We start from the raw sequence: 24,349 nt of genomic DNA, 5'->3' as shown, positions 1-24,349 counted from the left end.
AAAATGGACTATCTTTGATTTGTATTTATTTAAACACACACCATTATGTATTCTACTATTCAATTTGTACACTCTATCTGGGCGTATCTCGTTCTTGCGATATTAGTCATCACCACATTTAATTCTCTCATCAAGTTTTTTGGAGGGAAGGAATATGGGGCAAAAGATATGCGTCTTGCGCTTTTTACATTAATTACAATGCACCTTCAATTACTAATAGGTTTAGTACTTTTCTTTGTATCTCCTAATGGATTGAATGCTATTACTACAAATGGAATGGGAGGATTGTCTAGTGGCGCTCGTAAACTTGCTGTAGAGCATCCTATATTAATGATTATTGCTATTGTATTTGTAACTATTGGATATTCTAAGCATAAGAAACAACTTTTGTCTACACCTAAGTTTAAGAAACTAGCGATATTTTACACATTAGCACTTATTGCGGTTCTAGCTATGATTCCGTGGGCTCAGTGGTTCTAAAATTATATAAGATATATGTATAAAAAAAGGGAAGATATTCATCTTCCCTTTTTTTATAGTATAGGTACGCTTTCGCGAAAGCGTATAAAGAAATTTATTTTTCTATAACTTCTTTAATTAATACAATATATACGGGAAAGTGATCACTATATCCTCCGGTATACCCGCCATTTGCAAAGCTACGATAGGGATATCCTTTATAGCGTCCTTTGGGATTGCTTAGGTAATTTTTGTTATAAATACTAGCTTTATAATATCTGTAAGAACTAAAATCTTTACGTATAAGAGGCTCTGAAACTAGAATCTGATCAAAAAGATTCCATCCATCACGATAGGCTAATGTGCCAATTCCTTTTTTAAACATAGGCTCCATAGGATTGTATAGCATTTTGTCTTTTACTTTGTCTTTATTTCCTTGCGCTTTTAATATTTTTTTTACACTTGGGCTTGTAGGGTCGTCATTAAGATCTCCCATGGTAATAATCTTAGCGTATGGATCATTGCTTTGAAGACTATCTATAATTTTTTGATTAAGCTTTGCAGCAGCAATTCTTTTTTTACGACTACGTGCTTCTCCTCCAGATCGAGAAGGCCAATGATTTACAATGATATGAATCATATCACCATCTAATAGACCAGAAACAAGAAGTTGATCACGTGTAAATACACGTTTTTCAGAATCATTATTGTCGTATATAAGAAGTTCGTGTTTACTTATGTTTATGGGTTTGAAAAATGCTTTTTGATACATAAGAGCAACATCAATACCTCTACGGTCTGGAGAGTCAAAATGAGCGATGCCATAATCCTTGTCTAATAACTGAGGGTCATTTGCAAGTGCTTCTACAGTTTTTCTATTTTCTATTTCTGCAAGTCCTATAATAACAGGTGCATTTTGAGTAACATCAAATCCAATTTCAGATATAACGCGTGCCATTTTTTGAACTTTATCTGCATAAATAACTTCGGTCCAATGGTCTTTCCCGTTAGGAGTACGATCATCATCAAAGGTGACAGGATCGTTTTCTGTATCAAAGAGATTCTCTACGTTATAAAATGCAATAGCGTGTGGTTTAAACGTTTTTTTGTCTTGCGCTTTCGCGAAAGCAAAACACATTATAAAAACTAGTAATAAATGCTTTTTAAGGTACATTGTAATTTTTGTATTAATTTTCTGTAAAGAGATAAACATATCTCGTGCCAAAGGTAATGAATCCCATCAAAATGAGTATTTTTGCGCAGCAAATGTAATAGTTTCTTAACAAGGAACTTGATACTAATTAAACTAATTTATGAAGTACATTATTTTTAAACTTTTATTAGTTTTTGCAATGCTTCCAGTCATTGCTCAAACATCTGTAAAAGGAACAGTTATTGACAGAATTACCTCAGAAAAGCTGACTGAAGTTACAGTCGTTTTAGAAGGGTCAAATCTGACTACACAAACAGATGCAGCGGGTGCATTTGTTTTAACACAAAACGTACCTGTAGGAGATCAGATTCTTACGATCTCAAAAAACGGATATGTTACAAGACGTTTTCCTGTTGTTATTAATGAGGGGAGAACACTAGATCTAGGGGAAGTTACTCTTGATGTAGATGTTGAAACAGAACAACGATTAAATGGTCTTATTTCTTTATCTGATAATGATCTTAATGGAGAAGATGATGGTATAGGAGGACTTAACGTTTCTGGATTACTCTCTGCTGGAAGAGATACTTTTTTAAGTGCTGCCGCTTTTGATTGGAGCGCTACATTTTTTAGACCTAGAGGACTAGATAATGCTAATGGTAAGGTTCTTATCAATGGTATTGAAATGAACAAGCAGTTTAATGGTCGTCCACAATGGGGAAATTGGGGAGGACTTAATGATGCACAACGTAATCGTGAGTTTACTCCTGGTCTTTCTGCAAACGAATACTCTTTTGGAGGTTTGGGAGGAACTACAAATATTATTATGAGAGCGTCTCAATACCGTAAAGGAGGACGTGTTTCTTATGCTGCTGCAAATCGTTCTTATCAAGGGCGTATTATGGGTAGTTATAGTTCTGGACTTCGTGCAGATGGATGGGCATTTACAATTCTTGCTTCTAGACGTTTTGGAAATGAAGGATTTGTAGAAGGCACATTATATGATGCCAATTCAATCTTTGCTGCTGTAGAAAAGAAAATTAATGATAAGCATAGTCTTAATGTTACTTCATTTTTTACGCCAAATAGAAGAGGTCGTAGTACCGCTTTAACGCAAGAAATCTTTAATCTTAAAGGAAGACAATACAATCCTTTTTGGGGATACCAAGATGGAGAGAAACGTAATACACGTATCAGAGAGATTGAAGAGCCAGTATTTTTATTAAATCATTATTGGACAGTATCTGATAAAACATCTATTAATACAAACATAGGATACCAAACAGGTACTATTAAGAATAGTAGAATAGATAATAACGGGACAACGCTTATTGAGTCTAATGGACAGCAATTTTTTGCTGGAGGAGCTCGTAACCCATCACCAGATTATTACCAGTTATTACCTAGTTTCTTTTTGCAAGATGCAAACCCTACACCGGGAGATTTTCAAAATGCATTTTTAGCACAACAAGAATTTGTAAATGATGGACAATTTGATTGGGGGCGTTTATATGAAAGTAATGCTACACTAAGAAGTCAAGGAAGAAATGCATTGTATGCTGTTCAGAATGATGTTATAGAAGATTCTCAGTTAAGTGCAAACATTATATTAAATACAGCACTTACAGATCATATTACAATTAATGCAAATGTGAGCTACCGTAATTTAAGTAGTGAGAATTATGCAGAGATTTCTGATTTATTAGGAGCTACAGGATATTTAGATATTGATTCATTTACAGAAGCTGAGTCTGGAGATGCCTCTGGAGATATTTCTACAGATAATGCGCAGAGTGATGTACGTAATCCTAATCGTATTGTAGGAGAAGGAGACCGTTATAAATATAATTATGAGATAGATGCAGATGTTGTTTCTGGTTTTGCACAAGCGCAATTCAAATACAACAAAGTAGATTTTTATTTAGGAGGAACTATAACTCAAACCAATTACCAACGTAATGGATTATTTGAGAACGGAAACTTTCAAAATGTTGATGGATCTGTTGGTTCTTTTGGAAATAGTGAGAAATTAGATTTTTCTACAGGAGGTGTAAAAGCAGGATTTACGTATAAGATAACAGGTCGTCATCTTGTTGATGTAAATGCTGGATATTATACAAATGCACCTACAATACGTAATTCATTTGTAAATGCACGTCAAAATAATGAGATAGTAGAAGGATTAGAAAGTGAGCAAATCCAATCTATAGATGTGAGTTATATATTCAGATCTCCTATTGTAAAAGGAAGGTTAACGGGATATTATACTGGATTTGAAAAAGGAACAGATATTGGATTTTACTTTACAGAAGATCTTGGAGGATTAGGAGATAATGGAGATGCATTTGTGCAAGAAGTTCTTACAAATGTTGATAGACGTAATATGGGAATAGAGTTAGGTTTAGAAGCACAAATACTTCCTACGCTTAAGTTAAAAGCTTCTGCTAGTGTAGGACAATATACGTATACAAACAATCCTAACTTATACCTTAGAAGCGATGACTTTGAAGGCGCACTTCGTTTTGGAGATGGTACAACAAATTTAAATGATGTACACGTAGCTGGAGGTCCTGAAAAAGCTTTTCAATTAGGCTTTGAGTATAGAGACCCTAACTTCTGGAACATAGGAGTAACAACAAACTTCTTTTCAAATGCTTATATTGATGTAAGTAACCTTGCACGATCTGCAAACTTTTTGACAGATTCTGACGGATTACCTATAAATGATTTTGATCAAGGAGTTGCTAGAGATTTATTAAAGCAACAACAGTTTAACGATTACTTCTTAGTAAATATAGTAGGAGGAAAGTCATGGAGAGTAAATGATTACTTCTTAGGCTTTTTTGCTACGATAAATAATGTGCTAGATGAAGAGTATGTAACAGGAGGATTTGAACAATCTCGTAACGCGACGTTTAGAAATGTACGTGAAGATAAAGCTAGAGAGAATGGACCTGTGTTTGGGCCAAGATTTTTCTTTGGAAATGGAACTACATACTACGTAAACTTTTACGTACGCTTTTAATTAAAATATCAAGAAATTATAGAATATATACGATTATGAAAACAATAAAATTAATTCAATTATTTACGATGCTAGTTGCCTTAGTAGTACTAAGTGCTTGTGTACAAGATGATGATTTTTCTGTTCCAGAATTAAATACTGGAGTTAATACAATAGATGGTCAATTGGTTGCTATTAGTAGCATTGCTAGTCAGGCGGTTCAAGAAGGAGGACCTATTACTTTTGAAGGAACAAATCAATATATAGAGGGATATGTGATCTCTAGTGATGAGGCAGGAAACTTCTTTGAGGAGTTTATCATTCAAGATAGTCCAGAGAATCCTACAGCATCAATTAGAGTACTTGTAGATGTAAACCCTTTATTTACGAGTTATGAGTTTGGTAGAAAAGTATTTATCAAATTAGATAGGCTTACTGCTGGTGATGCAAATGGCATACTTACGTTATCATTGTTAGATACCAACAATGCAGCGATTAAAATTCCACCATCACTTCAGGATGAAATTATTGTGAGAAGTACAGAAGTAGCAACGATTGTACCTTTAGAAATCACCATTAGTGATTTTAGCGAAAGCTTAGAAAATCTATATGTTAGATTAGTAGACATGCAATTTATTAAAGAAGAAGTTGTAGACGCTTCTCTTACGTTTGCAGCAGAAGAATTAGATCAGTTTGATGGAGAGCGTACATTATTAAGTTGTGTGACAAACCAGACGGCTATTTTTAGCACAAGTACTTTTGCAGATTTTAAAGCTTTATCATTACCAACAGGAAGAGGTACTATAGACGGTATTTTAACTAGAAACTTCTTTGGAGATGTTTTTAATATAGTGGTGAATGATCCATCTACGATTGTTTTTGATCAAACGGATCGTTGTGATCCTGTAGAGATAGATTGTGGTGTTGCAAGTAGTGCAGGAGCGACTGTATTATTTGAAGATTTCTTTGAAACTCAAAATACAAATCAACCTATTTCTGGAAACGGATGGACAAACTTCCAACAAGAAGGAACACAAGCTTGGGAAGCTTTTTCTAGTACAGGTCAAAATGCTTCTTTAGGTATTTCTGCTAGAGTTGGTTCTTTTATGTCTGGTGATGCCTCTACGATTTCTTGGTTAATAACGCCACAAATTAACTTAGACGCTCAGGGTGGAGAAACACTTCAGTTTATGACCTCTAATAGTTTCTCGGATGGAAGTACATTAGAATTGCTTTTCTCTAGTGATTGGGATGGTGTTCCAGCAAACATACCTTCGGCTACTTGGGATGCTATTCCTGCAGGAATTATTGTAGATGATGCAGATTTCTTTGGAGATTGGATAGATTCTGGAATTGTAGATCTTTCTTGTATAGAGGGATCAGGATATATTGGATTTAGATATATCGGAAGCGGTGCAGCAGATTTTGATGGAACCTTTGAACTAGATGAGATTCAAATCAACGCTCAATAGTATATAAGATATAGTAACTTATTTAAGAATCCCGATGCCATTGGTATCGGGATTTTTTTATGCTTGTTGTATGGAATAGAACTGTTTCTGTATACGCTTTCGCGAAAGCGTACTTAGTATGTACGCATGTGGATGTAGCTTTTAATTCACTATAAAGTTTACTAGTGTGACATTGTTATTTTCTAAATATATTTTAAAACATTGATTACAGGTAATGGGGTCTTCAGCAATTACTGAGAAAACGGTTTCAAAATATGTTATAGTCATATGGTTTTTAAATTGAGAGATATCTTCCTTTAAAGCGAAGTAATGAATAAAGATGAGAGGTTCTATTATCTCTGGGTCTTTATAGGTAAAAACTACTTTATTGATCCCAGTAATTCTATTGTTTATCTAAGACTTATATAACTGGTTACTCATCTGTATAGGGGAGCACATTCCATGGTGTTTACATTGTATTATTCCCATTTGTTTTTACAATTGGTTATGTCTTATTAATTTAGTTATTAAAATAAAAAAGGCTTCCTAAATGGAAGCCTTTTTTGTTGAGTATTAAATGTATGATTTGTTATTTCACAATCTTAAAGACACAACGTCTGTTAAGTTGGTGATCGTTTTTAGAACAGCTAGATTCTTCACAAGATACTGCTAGTTCTGACTCTCCTTTTCCAATACCAGAAATACGATTAGCATCTATCCCTTTACTGATTATATAATCACGCATAGATTCGGCTCTTTTCTGAGAAAGTGTTTGATTGTATGATTCTGGACCACGAACGTCAGTATGACTTTCGGCAGAGATTACTAATTCTGGATATTTGTTCATTACAGCTATAAGACGATCTAACTCTTCTGATGCGTCTGCTCTTATGTTCCATTTATCAAAATCAAAATAGATAGGATTAAGGACGACTTCGGTTGGTGTAATTACAGGTTCTTTTTCAAGAGTTATTGTTACGTTTGCAGCATTTCGAGCAACGGAGATGGTTCTACTAGCTGGAAGATATCCATCTGCAGATGCCATTATTTTATAATCTCTTTTACATTTTGAACTAAATAAGTATTTACCTGTTGTTGTAGCAGTATCAGAATCGGTAGTTCCTTCTGTAGTATTTGCAATTTCTACAAATGCTTTAGATATTCCGTTACCATCAGTATCTTCTACAGTGATTGTTACATCAACATCACAAGGAGGTAGTTTTCCTAATAGGTAAATATCATCACCACCTTTACCACCTTTTCTGTTTGATGATACATAACCAGTTCCTTTTTCCGGATCGATGTTAACTCCAAAATCATCATTCCCACTATTTACACCAGGGCCTAAGTTTTCTGGAAAAGAAAATGAACTTCCATTTTTTGCAGCGACAAAAGCGTCTAATCCACCAAGACCTAAATGTCCATTACTTGAGAAGTATAAATCTCCATTTGAAGCAACAGAAGGAAATACCTCTGTCGCGATTGTGTTAATTTGTGCTCCTAGATTTTTTGGTTCCCCATAAGAGTTGTCACTTTTAAGTTCAACCATATATAAATCGGAAGCTCCTTGCCCTCCAGGTTTATCACTAGAGAAATATAATGTTTTTCCATCAGGACTTATAGCTGGGTGTCCTGTAGAGTAATTGTCATCATTAAAAGGAACAGGAGTGATATTTGTCCATTCTCCTGCAACTTTTTCGGCAACATATAAATTGATTTGATTTACCCCTTCTTCGTCTTTCTCCAGATCTCCTTCAAAGAAATTGTTACGGTCAAAAAACATGCGTTTTCCATCTGGAGTAATAGCAATAGTTCCTTCGTGATATTTAGAATTTACATCACCCTCTAGTAATGCTACATTACTTATACTTGATCCATCGGTTGTTGCTGAATAAACATCTAAGAACGGTTCTCCATTAAGGTTGTGATTTTTACGATCTGTGTTTCTAGAAGAAGAGAAGTATATTTTGTTATTACTTGTAAAAGATCCAAAATCAGAATATTTAGTATTGATTTTGTCGGCATTTGTGATTGTATATAAAGGATCACGTTCTTCTAATTCGTCTAAGTAATCTTGATTTTTTAGATAGATAGCAGCTCTAGGGTCATTTGCATTAGCTTTTACAAATCTTTTCATCCACTTTTTGTAATCACTAGATTTCCCATTTGCTTTTAGAATCTCTGCGTATGCAAATAGTGTTTCAGGGTTTGCTTTTTTATTTTTAACAACACGTTTATAAAAAGACTCTGCTTTTTTAGTGTCGTTAAGAATCGTATACGTACGAGCTAATTGTGTGTAGACATATTCGTCAGCTTTCCCTTTTTCAATGAGACTAGTATATGCTTCTATAGCTTCGGTATAAGCTAGTCTATCAAATAATTGATCAGCTTTTTTAGTGTCTTTGCTCTGTGCATTTGCAAAATTAATACTCGTAGCGACAAGTACTATGTATATGTAAAACTTCTTCATCTTGTACTATATTTTATTTTAGAAGTATCTCGGTGAGCGTAATGCACGCTTATTAAAGATGATATTATAGGTTAGTATTATTTCGTGTGATGATGGCGCGACATTATTAATATCTGATACAACAGCATCATATGCATATCCTATTCTTAGATCAGGAGTGGCTTGAAAACCTACAATACCACTAAAAGAATCATCTAATCTATAAGATACACCTAGTTCAAATTTTTCTAAGAATAATGCATTTAAGTTGACATCAAAAGAAACAGGAGCATCAAAAGCAGATTTTACAAGTACTGATGGCTTTAGTTTTATATTTTCTGTCGTTTGGAAAACATATCCAGATGTAACAAAATAATGACTAGTCTCTGATCCAAATTGTAATCCATTTTCATCAAGATGAAGAGAACTCAAAATATTTGGGACAGAAGCTCCTACGTAAAAATTGTCACTATATAGAAATAACCCAGCTCCTATGTTAGGAGTTGTTTGGCTTACGTTTTGAGAAAAGAATGGATCTCCAGGGTCTTGCAACTCTAGGGATGTTAATCCAATATCATGAAAAGTAGCTCCAGCTTTAATCCCAAATGCTAATTGATAATTAGTACTTACTGGGATTGTGTATGAGAAATCAACATATGCATTTGTTTCTTTTACAGGGCCTAATTCATCACGTATTATCGAGATTCCTAAACCAGTTCTTTCCCCTACAGGCGCGTGGGCATTAAAGGTAAAGGTCTCTGGAGCTCCATCAAGAGCAGACCACTGATTTCTATACAATAAATTAAGCGCAAGTCCTTCCTTTAATCCTGCATAAGCTGGATTAACCACATTCTGGTTATACATATACTGTGTATACTGAGGATCTTGCTGTGCTGTTGCAAAATCAACACATAAAATGCTTGTAATAAGGGTTAATAAAAATAGTTTTTTCATTTTTAAAAATTTATTTATTGCATAAATGATGCGTTATAGATGACAATGAATAGTACCTATAGGTTTATTTTACTATTGTGTGTTATTCTGCTCTGTTTATGTATATCCAGCCTGTAGCTTGTCTTCCATATACAGGATCTTCTTCTTCAAGGTTGATTACATAGAAGTAAGTTCCCGTTGGAAGTTCATTGCCATTATCAGTTTGACCTCTCCATTGATTTACATAGTCTTGTTGCTCATAAACAAGCGTTCCAAGTCTATTGTAAATTTGGACAAGATCAATACCAGTTCTAGCTGCTAAGAATTCAAGATCTAATGTGTCATTAAATCCAGGAGTTCCATCTGGAGAAAGCCCTTGAGTGATAACACAGTTTCCTACGTCAAATAACGATACTTCAACAGTGTCTGAACTTGTACAACCTGCAGCGGTTGTAGTAGTCACTGTAAACTCTTGTGTTCCTACAGCTGTTTGCGGTATTGTAAACTCTAATGTACCAGAAGTTTCTCCTGTGATAACGTCTCCGTTAAGGAACCACTCATAAGTTACATTTGAATCAGAGCTTATTGCGGTAAGTGTATTAGGGAATTCTCTACAGGTTGTAAAGTCATCTCCTAAAGATACATCTACAGGATCTGCGATAGTAATTGTAATACTATCTGTAACAGAACAAGGACCGACAGTTATTGTTAAATCAAATGTTCCAGAGTTGTCTACTGTGATCGTTTGAGTAGTCTCTCCTGTGCTCCATAAGAATGTCGCATCAGTTAGATTACCACTTAAGGTAGGAATTATTTCAAAAGACTCATTATTACATAATAATTCATCTACACCAAGATCTACAATTGGCGTTTCTATAATTATAAGCTCTACTGTAAATGTTTCTTGACTACAAGGTAATAACTCAACAACAACGGTATATATACCAGCTACTGTTGGAGTAAATTGAGCATCGGTAGATACTGTCGTATTAGAAGCATCTGTCCATATATAGGTTACGGCAGATTGATCTATAGCAGGATCTGTTGGTGCTGCATCTAATGCTGGTATCGCATCTGTCGAACATATTTCAATACTAGCTGGAAGATTATTTGCTAAAGAAACTATTTCATTAAGTATTAAGTCAAATTCAACAATACTGAAACAGCTTGTGTCTAATACTCTTTCTACACGTACAAATATAGTTTCAGGATTGAAAGCATTCGTATACGCATTAGGTGTTCCGATAGGATTGGCATTTGCTTGTGCCTCTAATGATGAAGGATGGAAAGAAATATTAAAATCTGAAGGATCTAATCCGTTTAATATATTTGGTATTTGAGTTGTTAAGTCAAAAACTTCCATACCGTCATTTAAGTCATCACAAAGCTCTAAATCAGCTGGTGTTACTAATACAGGAGGTCCTCCACTAAATGTAAGAGAAATATCATCAATAGCAAGATCATTACCACATCCACCTATAGAGTTGTTTACTAAAACAATTTGAACAGAGTTATTTACTCCAGAGTTAAAATCAATAGTAAACTGTTGCCAGTTAGGGTCAGCTTCGTTTTGAATATCGCCAGTGTCTATTTCTGCAAGTGTAATTCCTGCTGCATCTTCAACTCGGAAAGTTACATTTGCTGGGATTCCATTATTAGCACAGATATTTGTGTCTGTGTCATATACTGTTGTGATAAATGCATTGAATGTATAATTAGTGTCGGCTAAAAGATTGTCTACAGTTCTTCTGTAAAACTCGTCTGTATTAAAATCTGCATTTACAAATAGTGCACGACCATCTACATCTCCAGGTGTGTTATCCTCAAGGTTATCATGCCAACCTGTATTTAAGTCTGCAGACGTATTAACGATAGCATATTCCCCATCATTAACTTGAGTAGCACCATTAAACGTATATTGAGTAAATGGTGTAGACACACGCTCAGTACCAGTTCCAAAATCTTCTAAGAAGTCTATTACAAGACAATCTGTATCTATAACACAAGGACTAGTTAAGAAAGTAACTGTAACCTCATCTGTCATTACACAACCACCTACTGTAACCTCAACAGTGTATGTATCTGTAGTTGTTACTGTGATAGTTTCTGTAACTTCACCTGTACTCCATAAGAATGTAGGATCTGTAACATCTCCATCTAATTGAGGAACAATTTCATACGATTGTATGTCACAAAAGACTTGATCTTCTCCAAGGTCAACAGTATAATCTACGACATTTGCAGTAACGGTTACTTCATCAGTGATCGTAGAAACAGATCCGTCAGGGTTTGTAAATGTTAATGTAGCAGTATATGTAGTCGTTTCTGTAGGACAAACATTAAATATTAAGTCATTACTGATAACGTTTCCATCTTCATCAGTCCAAGTAAATATAGAATCTGGGTCAACAGGACCATCGGGAATAAATCTCCAACTTTCATCAAAAGCTTCCCAATTGTCTGTGTTTCTTCCATCAGGAACAGCAAACTCAGTAGCATCATTACCCATAATTCCTAAAGTAGCTAGACCATCGTTCCAAGCATCACATACAGGTTTATTAATAATATTAACTTCTATAATATTTAATGATTCATAAAGTACAATCTGTTGAGAAGTTAATAAGTCATTACAGCTAAACTGAGGAACTTGATCAAAGTTTAATACAAAAGTTCTGAATGGTGCATCTCCACTTACAAAATAATTGATTGCGTCTGGATTAGCATTTACACTTGGATCAACATCGTGAAAAGCTCCATAAATAGTATTGAATGGGAACGTTGCTTGATCGTTGTTTGGAATTGTTTGACCTATATCAATATTCCAATCATTAAATCCATTTGCGAGTGCAAGATCAAATGAAATCTGCCCATTTGCTCCTATAACAAGACCATTATAATCGTTTTGATAGTAATTAAATGTAAATGGTAAATCTATTACATCACTCCAGCTATCATCTATTGTTAAGTTTGTTGGCATTCCTTCTGTAGGAGGGTTAGGACATTCTATTTGTTCTATAACATAACTAGATGTAGATGTAAGAGGCATAGACATAATAGACGCGACTAAATCAACACAAGGATCTTCACAATCGACTTCTAAGTCTGGACCAGCATCTAATACTGTACAGTCCGATGGTCCATCACAAGAACTTGTATCTGATGTTACTATTACATCTTCAGAAACAGTAGATTCAGATCCATCAGGATTTGTAAATGTTAATGTAGCTGTGTATGTAGTCGTTTCTGTAGGACAAACATTAAATGTAGTTTCATTACTAATAACAGTTCCATCTTCGTCAGTCCAAGTAAATATAGAATCTGGATCAACAGGGCCGTCAGGAATAAATCTCCAGCTTTCATCAAAAGCTTCCCAATTGTCTGTATTTCTTCCATCAGGAACAGCAAATTCAGTAAGGTCGTTACCCATAATTCCTAAGGTAGCTAGACCATCATTCCAAGCATCACATACAGGTTTATTAATAATATTAACTTCTATGATGTTTAATGATTCATAAAGTATAATTTGTTGAGAAGTCAATAAATCATTACAGCTAAACTGAGGTACTTGATCAAAGTTTAATACAAAAGTTCTAAATGGTGCATCTCCTGCAATAAAGAAATTAATTGCAGCAGGGTCTGCATTTACACTAGGATCGATATCGTGAAAAGCTCCATAAATAGTATTGAAAGGAAATTCTGCAGCTCCAGGTTCTGCTGCTTCATCATTAAAAGGTAAAAGCTCTCCTATGTCAGAATTCCAACCGTTTGCTTGATCTGCAAGAGCTGTGTTGAATGAGATTTGTCCATTTGCCCCTATAACAAGACCATTATAATCGTTTTGAAAATAATTAAATGTAAAAGGTAGATCTATGACACCGCTCCAAAGATCATCAGTGGTAAGGTTTGTAGATTCTCCACTAGTAGGAGGGTTGGGACATTCTATTTGTTCTATTCTATATGATGATGTAGAGGTAAGTGGCATAGTGATAATAGATGCTACTAAATCAACACAAAGGTTTTCGCAATCTACTTCAAGATCTGGTCCAACATCTAATACTACACAGCCTGATGGTGGCGGAGGATCTGAACAAGGAGATCCGTCAGGGTTTGCTTGAGTAACTGTAATAGTATCTGTGTTTGAACAAATACCTAATGAAACAGTAACTTCATAATTTCCAGCTTCAGTTATTGTGAGCATCGGTGATTCTTCTCCTGCAATAACACCTCCATTTAATGTCCATACATATGTTGCAGCTGCAGCGTCTATGTTTGTAGGGGTAGCATCTAGTGTTACCGTTTCGTCAAAACAAGTATTAAAATCGTCTCCTAACTCAAAAAGAACAGCAAGAGCAGCGACAATAACAGAGTCTGTCACAACACAAGGTCCTGAAGTAACAGTGACTTCATATATTCCAGCAGCAGTAACATCTAGTGTTGGATTTGTTTCTCCAGCAAGCTCGACTCCATTAAGAGTCCATACAAAAGTAGCATCTGCAGGATCTGTATTGGTCGGTGTAGCATCTAGTGTTGTTGGATTTTCTAAACAGCTATTTATAGTATCTCCTAACTCAATAATAGGAGCAGTAGTGAGATCTACAATAACGGTATCTGAAAAAGAACATCCAGAATTGAAATTAACGGTAACAGCATATTCTCCAGCTTGAGTAACATTTAATGTAGGAGATATTTCATCAATTAATATAGCACTATTTAAGAACCAAGAAAAAGTTGCTGCGGTATCAAGAATATTAGAATCTAGTGTAACCGTATCTCCTTCACAGGCTACAATATCATCTCCAAGATTAACAGCGTCCTGTGTTATAAACTCTACAAAAATGTCATCTTCAATAACACAATCTGTATTGTTAAGACTTACGATCACACTGTAAGTTCCTGGAACAGAAACAACAAGTGTAGGATCTGTTTCTCCAGCAATCTCTACAGTATTTAAGAACCAAGTATAAGAGATCGCATCTGGATCTTCTGCATTAAGGGTAATTGTATCTCCTTCACAAACGGCATTACCATTTGAAACAAGAATATCATCCCCTAAGTCTGTAGTGCCAATGTTAAAACTACCAGCTTCTAAAAATACAGCAATATCAAATGAGCTATCAGTTTCATCTGCTACCACTAGTTTTATAGTGTATGGATTTCCAGAAATAACATCTGCCATAGCAGTAAGTTCAACAGTTTGTCCATTGAAATTTGTTGCCGAAGCATTTTCGTCATTAAATGGCTGGAAATTGTATCTATCAAAAAATTCTTCGTTTACAGCAGCACACTGTCCAGGTACTTCTGGGCGTATGTTTGTAACTTCAATAGGAATGGTTGTTCCGGGTAATACAGCAAGATTTTGTACATCTCCTGTAGTTACATCAGTAAGAATAAATGCAAAAGCATCAGAAAAAGTACACTCAAAATTTTGATCGTATTCTTCAGACGCCATAATAAAATCAAAACTGATTTGTTCTATAAAAGGAGTAAAGTCAAACTCTATAAAAGAAGCGTTATTAGTGTTAACAGCACTGGTGTTTGCTTCTAAATCGGCATCTCCAGGCCATCCTCCATTAGATTGTACATTTAAGTTTGGACCAGGAGCTTCCTGAACATTTCCAGACATTAGTATAATCCCTTCTTCAAAAGGAAAGTCAGTCCCAATTGCAGAAAAGGCTGCAATACCATTTACATCTCCAAAGTCAGTCCCTGTTGATGATACAATGTTTGAAACCTCGGCACAGGATGAATTTATTAAAACATCTTCGACTAACGTTTGAGCATCTAGACTCTCATCTATGGTAATTTGTCCATAGCCTATAAACGTAAAAAGGGTTGCGAATAAAAATGAAAGTAATTTTTTTTTCATTTGATAGAAATTAGTTGTTGTATTCGATACTAATGATATAGCTCGACAATGATATCTTATTTTTTAGTAGGATTAATTTTTAAAAACAAAAGCAACTATGAAAGAAGATAATTTGTCATTATATGCTACTAAGGTTAAACAAAAAAAGAATCTTACAAAACGTTAACTTTTTTTTTAGATATAAAGCACAAAATCATCGACGACTAACAAGTGTTATCTGATTATTTGTGATTTTAAGAGGGACATTGTATTTGGAAATGAACATTTTGGCTCCAATATCTCTTTTTTCTATAGAATTAGAGAGTTTTTTTCTTGCCAGTACTATGATAATTTTTAATAAGACAACTTATCCCTTTATTATAAATTATAGGTCTATTTATTTCTTCTTTAATGTGGTTATTTTGATGTGAATTTTTTTGTAAGAAACAACGACTTTAAATTATGTATCTTACAGGCTGTTAATAACTTAAAACCAAAATATTATGAAAACTAAATTACTATTGTTTCTTTTCTTCATTGCGTCTACCTTTATGGGGTACTCACAAGTAGGTGAAGATACTAAGCCTTTTCATCAAGGGAAGATTTCATCTGTCGAGTATGTATCTCCTATGATGTCAAGACCTAATGATCTGATTTCATCAGATAATAGAGTAAAAGAAGCAAAAGACAAGAGATCACTAGCTCCTCAAATAGTAGAAGGAAAAGATCCTCAAACTGAGAACGATTATTATGTAAGAAATAAGCATGAAATGGAGCAGAGTGTTCGTATGGCTCCTGCAAGTCTTGTTTTTGATGCATACTCGTCAGGATCTCAACCTACAGATCCTTCTCTAGCCGTTGGTCCTAATCATGTTATGGTTGTCTTTAATACGGGATTTGCTATTTATGATAAATCAGGGAATCAACTATTAGGACAGACCTCTCCTAATCCAGCGATTTTTCCCTCAGGAGGATGTTGTGATCTTACAGCTTCTTATGATAATGCAGCAGATAGATGGGTACTTTCATTTTTAGGATCTGGAGCACAAGTAGCTGTTTCTGATGGTCCAAATCCCCTTACTGCTGGTTGGTTTGTATATACTATTTCGGGAATACAAGATTATCAAAAATTATCTGTGTGGAGTGATGGATATTATATTACAGAAAATACAGGAAGCTCTAATAGACTTTGGGCGTTAGAACGAGATGCGATGCTAGTAGGAGATCCTAATGCTCAAATTTTAGGATTTAACCTTCCAGGAATAGTCACCAGTGGATTTTTTAGTCCGCAAGCATTAAATGTTACCAATAGCAATTTACCAGCAGCTGGTGGGGCGACAATTGTGTATTTACAAGATGATGCTTGGGCAGGTGTATCTGTAGATCATATTAAAGTGTGGACGGCTGATGTAAATTGGTCAAATCCATCTAGCTCAACAGTGTCAAACCCAACACAAATAAATACAACGCCATTTATAAGCGTATTTGATAATGGAAGTTTTTCGAATTTATTACAACCTGGAAATGGAAGGCGTATTAGTATAGATGCACTACAAGCAACGATTATGAATCAAGCGCAGTTTAGAAAGTTTGCAACCCATAATTCGGCAATTTTTAATTTTGTAGTAGATGCAGATGCAACTTCAGGAGAACAGGCGGCTGTACGTTGGTATGAGTTCCGTCAGAGTGGTGATAATCAACCTTGGTCTTTATACCAAGAGGGTACGTACACAGCTCCTGATGGAAGACATGCTTGGAATGCTAGTATGGCGATGGATGGACAAGGAAATATAGGGATGGGATATACTTCTATGTCTGGAGCTTCTACTTCCTCTACAGTCTTTGTGAGTTCTTATTTTACAGGAAGAATGAATGGAGATCCATTAGGAACAATGACAGCTATGGAAGGATTAATAGCTAATGGTGATGCAAAAATACCAGGAACTCGTTATGGAGATTATAGTAAGATGGATGTTGATCCTTCAGACGACTCTACATTCTGGTTTATTAATGAGTATATGAACAACGGAAGAAGGGGTGTTGTTGGATCTTTCCAATTACAAGCAGGGCCTCCTGATACCGAAGCGCCAACAGATCCTACAAACTTAGTAGCTTCAAACATTACTTCAAATAGTGCAACTCTTAGTTGGAATGCATCTTCAGATAATGTAGGAGTTACTAGCTATACCATTTCTATAGATGGTACAGTTGTAGGAACTTCTGCAACGACAACATTTAATGTAACGGGGCTTTCTGAGTTAACAGCATACAACGCATCTGTAAGCGCACAAGATGCTGCAGGAAATGTTTCTGGCGATGCTACAACATCATTTACAACGTTGGAAGATAATGGCGGTACTCCAGGTGTAATTGCTGGTTATTTCTTTGAAACTGGACTAGAAGGATGGATTGATGGAGGTAATGATTGTGCAAGACAATCTTCGGCAAATTCATTTGAAGGATCTTTTTCTGTAAGACTTAGGGATAACTCTAATTCTTCTAATATGGTGTCACCTGTTCTAGATCTTTCTGGAAATAATCAAGTGACTATTGAGTTTCATACGTTTGCAAATAGTATGGAAAATGGAGAAGATTACTTTGTAGAGTTCTTTAATGGGTCTTCTTATCAAGTAATTGGTCAGTACGTTAGTGGAACAGATTTTTCTAATGGGACTTTCTTTGATGACACCATTACTTTAGATAGTAGTAATTTTAACTTTAATGCAAATAATAGATTCCGTATCCGTTGTGATGCAAGTGCCAATAATGATCAAATATGGGTAGATCAGGTAATTGTTTCTGGAGATAATACAAGTTCAATTACTGCTCCAGAAGAAGTATCTACGATTACGGCATTACGTTCGTTTACAGAAGCGTCTAAGGATAATATCAAAATGTATCCTAACCCGACAATGTCGCAAATAACTATTGATATTCTTGATGGAGATTATAATGAGATCCTAATTTTCTCTTCTACAGGAACGATTGTTAAGAAAATAAATCCAAAAACAGATGGGCTTTCTGTTGATGTGTCTCAGTATGCTTCTGGAATTTATTTTGTGAGATTTGTCTCTAAAGAAGGACTTGCTGTTACCAAGAGGTTTATAAAGCAATAATTACTTCTATATAGAATATAAAGTAAAAAAGGCTATCCATACTATGGATAGCCTTTTTGTATACTATTTATGACTCTTTATTTAAATACACAATACACAGGAAAATGATCACTATATCCTCCTAGATATCTCTTGCCTGCATAGGTGCGAAATGGATTTCCTTTAAAACGCCCTTTAAATTCGGTTAGGTAATGTTCATTGTAAATATTGGACATTTCATACGTAAGCGGGTTTTCATGCAGACGCATAAAATTTGTCGAAAGAATGATTTGATCAAATAAATACCACTCAAAATCATGATTGAGACTTCCTTCATATCGTGTATTTAAAAACACCATAGGATTATATAAATCTTTCTGCACGAGATGATTTTTGACACTTTCATTATGAGGGCCGTCATTAAAATCTCCCATAATAATAATACGAGCCTCGGGATCTTCTTCTTGTATCGTTTCGACGATAGATCGGTTTTTTTGAGCAGCTGTGATTCGTTTGGGTTCTGACTCATCAACACCACTACGACGAGAAGGCCAATGATTTACCAATACGTGTGTTTTTATGCCTTGTAAGTTTCCTGTAACGTGTAGTATATCTCGTGTATAATCACGTTCTCCAAACTCTGATTCTAAATAAACAGAGACTGTCTCGCTTTCAAGTACTTCAAAATATTCTTTACGATAGAGTAATCCTACATCAATGCCTCTCTCATCTGGAGAATCATAGTGTACAACATCATAACCAACGTCTTTAATGTCCTTAGCTTCTATAAGGTTGAGTAATACTTCTTTATTTTCGACTTCTGCAACGCCTAATAATGCAGGAGCTCCTTCGGTTTCTTTAAGACCAATCTGAGAGATAACACGTCCTAGTTTGCGCAATTTGTTGGAATAACGTTTTCCGTTCCAGTTTTTATAACCTTCGGTGGTAAAGTCATCATCTAGGGTATTGGGGTCATCTTCGGTATCAAAGAGATTTTCTAAATTATAAAAAGCAACGCTTATTTTTTTTTGGGTTGAGTGCGCTTTCGCGAAAGCGGAATTATCTTTCATAAATCATGTATTGAGAGTTACGAATTTAGTAAAAATGATAGCAATGCATTTCCTACCTTTGCCCCATGTTAGAAACTGAACAAATAGAATATGAAAAATGTGTTCTTGTTGGAGTGACCACACGTCACCAAAATGAGGATAAAATGAATGAGTATCTGAATGAGCTTGAATTTCTTGCTTATACAGCAGGAGGTGAGGTGACTAAAAGATTTACTCAAAAACTTGATATGCCTAATCCTAAAACATTTTTAGGGTCTGGAAAGATGGAGGATGTAAAAGCATATGTAGATCAGCATGATATAGGAACGGTTATTTTTGATGATGAACTTTCTCCTGGACAACAACGTAATATTGAGCGATTGTTAGAATGTAAGATCGTAGATCGTACGTATTTAATACTCGATATTTTTGCACAAAGAGCCCAAACAAGTTATGCACGTACGCAGGTAGAACTTGCACAATATCAATACTTGTTACCTAGACTTACAGGATTATGGACACACCTTGAACGTCAACGTGGAGGTATTGGAATGAGAGGGCCTGGAGAGACAGAAATCGAGACAGATAGACGTATTGTAAGAGATCGTATTACACTCCTTAAGGGTAAAATGAAAACGATCGATAAGCAAATGTCTGTACAACGTGGTAATCGTGGATCATTGATAAGAGTTGCACTCGTAGGATATACCAATGTAGGGAAATCTACACTTATGAATGCTTTGAGTAAGAGTGAAGTGTTTGCAGAAAACAAACTTTTTGCTACGCTAGATACTACAGTGCGTAAAGTGGTGATAGGGAATTTGCCTTTTTTGCTTTCGGATACGGTAGGGTTTATACGTAAACTTCCTACACAACTGGTAGATTCATTTAAGAGTACACTTGATGAAGTGCGAGAAGCAGATTTATTACTTCATGTAGTAGATATTGCTCACCCACAGTTTGAAGATCATATTGCGTCTGTAAATAAAATCCTTGATGAAATAAAGAGTGCAGATAAACCTGTGCTTATGGTCTTTAATAAGATTGATGTTTATGTGCCAGAAACCTATGATGAAGATGATCTTATGATAGAGCGTAAGGGCGTACATTACTCTATAGAGGAATGGAAACAAACCTGGATGGCGCGTACTAATGGAGATTCTATTTTTATATCTGCTTTAAATAAAGATAACTTTGAGACTTTTAGACAAAAAGTATATGAACGCGTGAGAGAAATTCACATTACTAGATTTCCATATAACAATTTTCTGTATCCAGAATATGAAGAAGGATTCTAGAATATATAAGCTATAATTACAATAAAAAAATGCAAGCCTTAGAAGCTTGCATTTTTTTATTGTAACAATTCTTATTAATCTTACCTTATATTTAGTCTATCATAACGATCATAGTATGCAACCAAAACACGAAAATTCTAAGTTTAAAAAATGGCTTGATTTATTACAGCAAGAGAGTTGGCAATTAGAACTTATTATTTCTGGGGTGGCTATTTTTGGATTGGTACAAGCCATTGAACCTATCGTAAAGGTTATGAATTCTATAAGAGCAAAATCTGAAGGAGAGTTCTTTTTAGGTTTTATTTCAGGGATAGGATTTACAGCAATACTAATATCACTTCTATCTTTGACAATATGCCTGATTATTCATGTGATTTTAAGAGGTCTTTGGATAGGGGCTGTTGGATTGCGATATTTTTCTGGTGATATAGATTATGAGGTTCTTAACTATACAGATAAGTTTAAAACATACTTAAAAAAACGAATAGGTTCTTTTGATAAGTATATTGCAAATTTAGAGGACTATTGTAGTTTGATTTTTGCCTTGTCCTTCTTGTTAGTTTTTTTCTTTATTTCTTTCTTCTTTAGTATAGGATTTGCGGCAACTGTTTTTATTTTATTGGAAAATATTTTTGGTCTTGGAGTTCAAAGTGTTTTGGGGCCTATCTTAGTTATTTTATTTGCGATAGCATATCTTATGACTGCCTTTGATTTTTTTACTCAAGGATTCTTGAAGAAAAAGAAATGGCTCGCTATTATTTATTTTCCCATATACCGATTGATGAGTAGAATCACGTTTTCTTTTCTCTATCGGCCATTGCTTTATAATTTATTAGACAATAAACTAGGAAAACGAATCTTAGCAGTAATGGTGCCTGTTTTTGTATTGGGCTTGTTATTATTTACACTTACTATTAAGGAGTCCAATTATCATATAGACCGTTGGGATGATACTGTAGAGTATGCAAAAACGCGAAATTATTACGACCAAATGGATGATAAGGAAAATACTTATGTAAGTAATGCAGCAATTCCTTCTAATATAATAAAGACAACATCTTTGCCAGTGTTTATAAAACACAAGTCGGCTATAGAGAATGTAATTTGTAAGCTTGATAGTACGCTTACTCCTATAAAAGATGTTCGTGGGTTGGAAATGTCAGGTTTTAGAATACAGCTTAGTAACGGTAGAGATTCCATGGCATACCCAAATTTTAAAAAATACATGTCCTTGCTTAGTGATGTTATTACTATCAAATTAGATAGCTTAGAAATGCCAGCGATGTATATTGCAGTAGAGAACAATAAGGGACAACGAGGATACGAGACAGTTTTGGATTTACAAGGTATATCGCGAGGGCATCATGTATTGCACTTAGCTAGACAAGGAATACGTGGAGATTCTTTGGTCGTTAGAGATATGTCAAAAATCCCTTTTTGGTATTATCCTGATTAAATCTGTAGGAAAATGTTATGATATACCATCTAAGTTGGAACAAAAAAAGCGACCCATCGGGTCGCTTTTTTGTTTTTAATGTAGTTGTGTTTTTCTTAGAAAGCGTAGCTTAATCCTAATGTCCAGTAGCTTTGTATTTCTGTGTCAATATTATCAAAGGTAGCATCGGCTTGTTCAAGTGTATTGAGTGTGTAGAATAATGTCTCTTGTGGACTATTTCTTAGACCGAATTCAAAGCCTACACCAATCTTTTTCCAAAGTGTATATCCAAAAGAGTTTGTCCAAGTCCAGTTTGATAAATCACTTGTCTCATAACTTTGAAAAGCAGATAAGTTTGATTTAAAGTTGATAGCACCAATTTTTCTAGTATAATCAACTAATATTTTGGCTCCAAGTGAAGATTCAAAATTTGAATCTCCATCTGCAAAAACAAAATTATAGTTTAATGGATGTACAACCACAACAAGGTCTTTAATAGGAAGCCAAGTAATACCAACCCCTAAATCAAGATATCCAGGATCATTAAAATTGTTTAATAATGTAGTTCTGTATTCTCCTAGTGCAGAATATGCCAACTTCTCAGTAATATTTCTTCCGTATAAAGAGCTAATATTGAAAACGTCAGTACTTTGTTCAAAGTCATCACTGTCTGTATCTATATCTTTATCATCAAATTTTACCCAAGCTAAGTTTGCACTTAATGCATTACGCCAAAAATCTTTTTCTCTTTTAAGATTTGCATATGCATTTACGTTTATTCCAAAATTACCAGAAGATACGTTAGGATTACTTTGATTAAACCATTGATCAAATTTTGAGATATTTCCACCTATAGTGCCAAAAACTCCTTTTTTCCAGCCTGGTAAAGCATCTATTTTTGCTTGCAAAGCATCTACTTCTCCTTGTAATTTTGCAATCTCAGCTTTTTTAGGAGCTTGTTCTTCTTTTAGTTCCTCTTCTGTTTGAGCATGTAGACTGATAGTCAGTAGCATAGCGGCTGCTAGTGCAATGATTTTTTTCATGGTATAATTGATTTATAGTTTTGCTTTGCAAAGATAGGATTTATTGCAAAATATGGGTATTTACAAGTAAATAATGCCTTTTTTGCGTTGTATAACGTGTGTGTTGTGTAGTTGATCGATGAGGTTTATTTAAGATGTTTTATCTATAAATCTAAGATTCCCAATTTAGAAACGAATATTTAATTCCTAAACCTAGTACTTCACGGACTTGTAGACCACTAATGGCATTTTCATCATAAATAAGCTGAAGCGCAAGATTTGTAGTGATATATTTATTTACAGTCATTGCTACATTAAGTGTATAATCTAAATCTACATTCTTAGTCTTATCTAGATAATCTGAATATAAGTTGAGTGTGTTCTCAAAAACAATATTTTTCAAGAGTTCTTCTTTGTAATAAGCACTTAAGGAAGCTCCTAATTCAAAACGTGTCGTTCTGTTTGCAGCTACTCCAAAAAAAGGAACATAACTTGTTACAGCTTCAGGATCATTTTCATCTACGTTTGTAAAGCGACTACTCACAAATATATATCGAGCAGTAGCTGGGGCTATATTTATTTTAAAATCATCACTTTCTTTCCATAGGACACCTGGTCCAAACTGTAAGTAAGCAGGTGAAAATGGTGCTGTTATCTCCTTTCTGTCTTGTACGATTTCTATAATCTCCCCTTGGTCATTGAGGAGATCTCTATTAAAAAATTCAAATCCAGAGGCAAGCTGTGTTCTAAAGTTTATAATCCCAGAATAATACCAGGTTGTTTTAGGAATTTTACTACCAAAAATGCTATTAATTTCAAACCTATCTGTTGTTTTGCGTACAAATTTTTGATCCTTTGCAATGGTAATCCCTAGGTTGGTAATGAGTTTTGTGTCCCAATTAATTTTTTCACTTTTATAATTCAGATCATGGGTTATATTAAAGCTTCCGGCAACATTTGAAGTCCCTCCGCCTTGCCAATCTTCATTAAAAGCACTTTGATTAAATAAAAGTTGAGCCAGTCCTTTACTCTTCCACCCTTTTGAAATTGAATCTTTTTTAGGCTTTTCTTGAGCGATTAGTGATACAGAGAATAGGGAAAAGAGTAATGTTATTTTAAGTGCACGCATTATCAATATACTTTTAATAAGCGGGCA

At 34.8% G+C, this 24,349-nt stretch carries 13 protein-coding genes; 6 read left to right on the top strand and 7 right to left on the bottom strand.

The window, feature by feature from the left end; genetic code table 11:
• Positions 1-45 precede the first annotated feature (45 nt).
• The gene (locus ABJD27_RS14010) at positions 46-480 is read left to right on the top strand and encodes a hypothetical protein (RefSeq protein WP_348168794.1); all 435 of its coding nucleotides are present in this window, start codon (positions 46-48) and stop codon (positions 478-480) included.
• Between the two features lie 94 nt (positions 481-574).
• Here ABJD27_RS14010 and ABJD27_RS14005 read toward each other — a convergent pair whose 3' ends face one another.
• Positions 575-1,633 carry an endonuclease/exonuclease/phosphatase family protein gene (locus ABJD27_RS14005; RefSeq protein WP_348168795.1) on the bottom strand — a complete coding sequence of 353 codons (1,059 nt, stop codon included), beginning with the start codon at positions 1,631-1,633 and terminating at the stop codon, positions 575-577.
• Positions 1,634-1,772: 139 nt separating this feature from the next.
• On the opposite strand from ABJD27_RS14005, the gene ABJD27_RS14000 reads away from it, so the two are divergent.
• Positions 1,773-4,637: a TonB-dependent receptor gene (locus ABJD27_RS14000; RefSeq protein ID WP_348168797.1), complete on the top strand. Its 2,865-nt coding sequence runs from the start codon at positions 1,773-1,775 to the stop codon at positions 4,635-4,637.
• 35 nt (positions 4,638-4,672) lie between these two features.
• Complete coding sequence (locus tag ABJD27_RS13995; RefSeq protein WP_348168800.1) at positions 4,673-6,088, top strand: DUF5689 domain-containing protein; 1,416 nt, start codon at positions 4,673-4,675, stop codon at positions 6,086-6,088.
• 568 nt (positions 6,089-6,656) lie between these two features.
• On the opposite strand, the gene ABJD27_RS13990 is transcribed toward ABJD27_RS13995, so the two are convergent.
• The 3 genes from ABJD27_RS13990 to ABJD27_RS13980 form a co-directional block, all read right to left on the bottom strand.
• The gene (locus tag ABJD27_RS13990; protein ID WP_348168803.1) at positions 6,657-8,537 is read right to left on the bottom strand and encodes an OmpA family protein; all 1,881 of its coding nucleotides are present in this window, start codon (positions 8,535-8,537) and stop codon (positions 6,657-6,659) included.
• Positions 8,538-8,555: 18 nt separating this feature from the next.
• Entirely contained in the window at positions 8,556-9,470 is a 915-nt protein-coding gene (locus tag ABJD27_RS13985) for a type IX secretion system membrane protein PorP/SprF (RefSeq protein ID WP_348168806.1), read from the bottom strand.
• Positions 9,471-9,552: 82 nt separating this feature from the next.
• Positions 9,553-15,315, bottom strand: a complete 5,763-nt coding sequence (locus tag ABJD27_RS13980; RefSeq protein WP_348168809.1) for a choice-of-anchor L domain-containing protein — start codon at positions 15,313-15,315, stop codon at positions 9,553-9,555.
• Positions 15,316-15,797: 482 nt separating this feature from the next.
• Here ABJD27_RS13980 and ABJD27_RS13975 point away from each other — a divergent pair, with 482 nt between their 5' ends.
• Complete coding sequence (locus tag ABJD27_RS13975; protein WP_348168812.1) at positions 15,798-18,410, top strand: T9SS type A sorting domain-containing protein; 2,613 nt, start codon at positions 15,798-15,800, stop codon at positions 18,408-18,410.
• Between the two features lie 77 nt (positions 18,411-18,487).
• Here ABJD27_RS13975 and ABJD27_RS13970 read toward each other — a convergent pair whose 3' ends face one another.
• Positions 18,488-19,459 carry an endonuclease gene (locus ABJD27_RS13970; protein WP_348168815.1) on the bottom strand — a complete coding sequence of 324 codons (972 nt, stop codon included), beginning with the start codon at positions 19,457-19,459 and terminating at the stop codon, positions 18,488-18,490.
• A 65-nt stretch (positions 19,460-19,524) separates the two neighbouring features.
• On the opposite strand from ABJD27_RS13970, the gene hflX reads away from it, so the two are divergent.
• Both hflX and ABJD27_RS13960 read left to right on the top strand, forming a co-directional pair.
• Positions 19,525-20,736: a GTPase HflX gene (gene hflX, locus ABJD27_RS13965; RefSeq protein WP_348168818.1), complete on the top strand. Its 1,212-nt coding sequence runs from the start codon at positions 19,525-19,527 to the stop codon at positions 20,734-20,736.
• Positions 20,737-20,851: 115 nt separating this feature from the next.
• Positions 20,852-22,192: a hypothetical protein gene (locus ABJD27_RS13960; protein ID WP_348168821.1), complete on the top strand. Its 1,341-nt coding sequence runs from the start codon at positions 20,852-20,854 to the stop codon at positions 22,190-22,192.
• 95 nt (positions 22,193-22,287) lie between these two features.
• On the opposite strand, the gene ABJD27_RS13955 is transcribed toward ABJD27_RS13960, so the two are convergent.
• Together ABJD27_RS13955 and ABJD27_RS13950 are read right to left on the bottom strand one after the other, a co-directional pair.
• Positions 22,288-23,214: a DUF3078 domain-containing protein gene (locus tag ABJD27_RS13955; protein ID WP_348168824.1), complete on the bottom strand. Its 927-nt coding sequence runs from the start codon at positions 23,212-23,214 to the stop codon at positions 22,288-22,290.
• 151 nt (positions 23,215-23,365) lie between these two features.
• Positions 23,366-24,322, bottom strand: coding sequence for a DUF3078 domain-containing protein (locus tag ABJD27_RS13950; protein ID WP_348168827.1), 957 nt, complete (start codon positions 24,320-24,322; stop codon positions 23,366-23,368).
• Positions 24,323-24,349 lie beyond the last annotated feature (27 nt).

Source organism: Dokdonia sp., from assembly GCF_039945015.1.
GTDB lineage: Bacteria > Bacteroidota > Bacteroidia > Flavobacteriales > Flavobacteriaceae > Dokdonia.
Note: the sequence above shows the minus strand (reverse complement) of the source record. Positions and strands in the feature narration are given on the sequence as shown.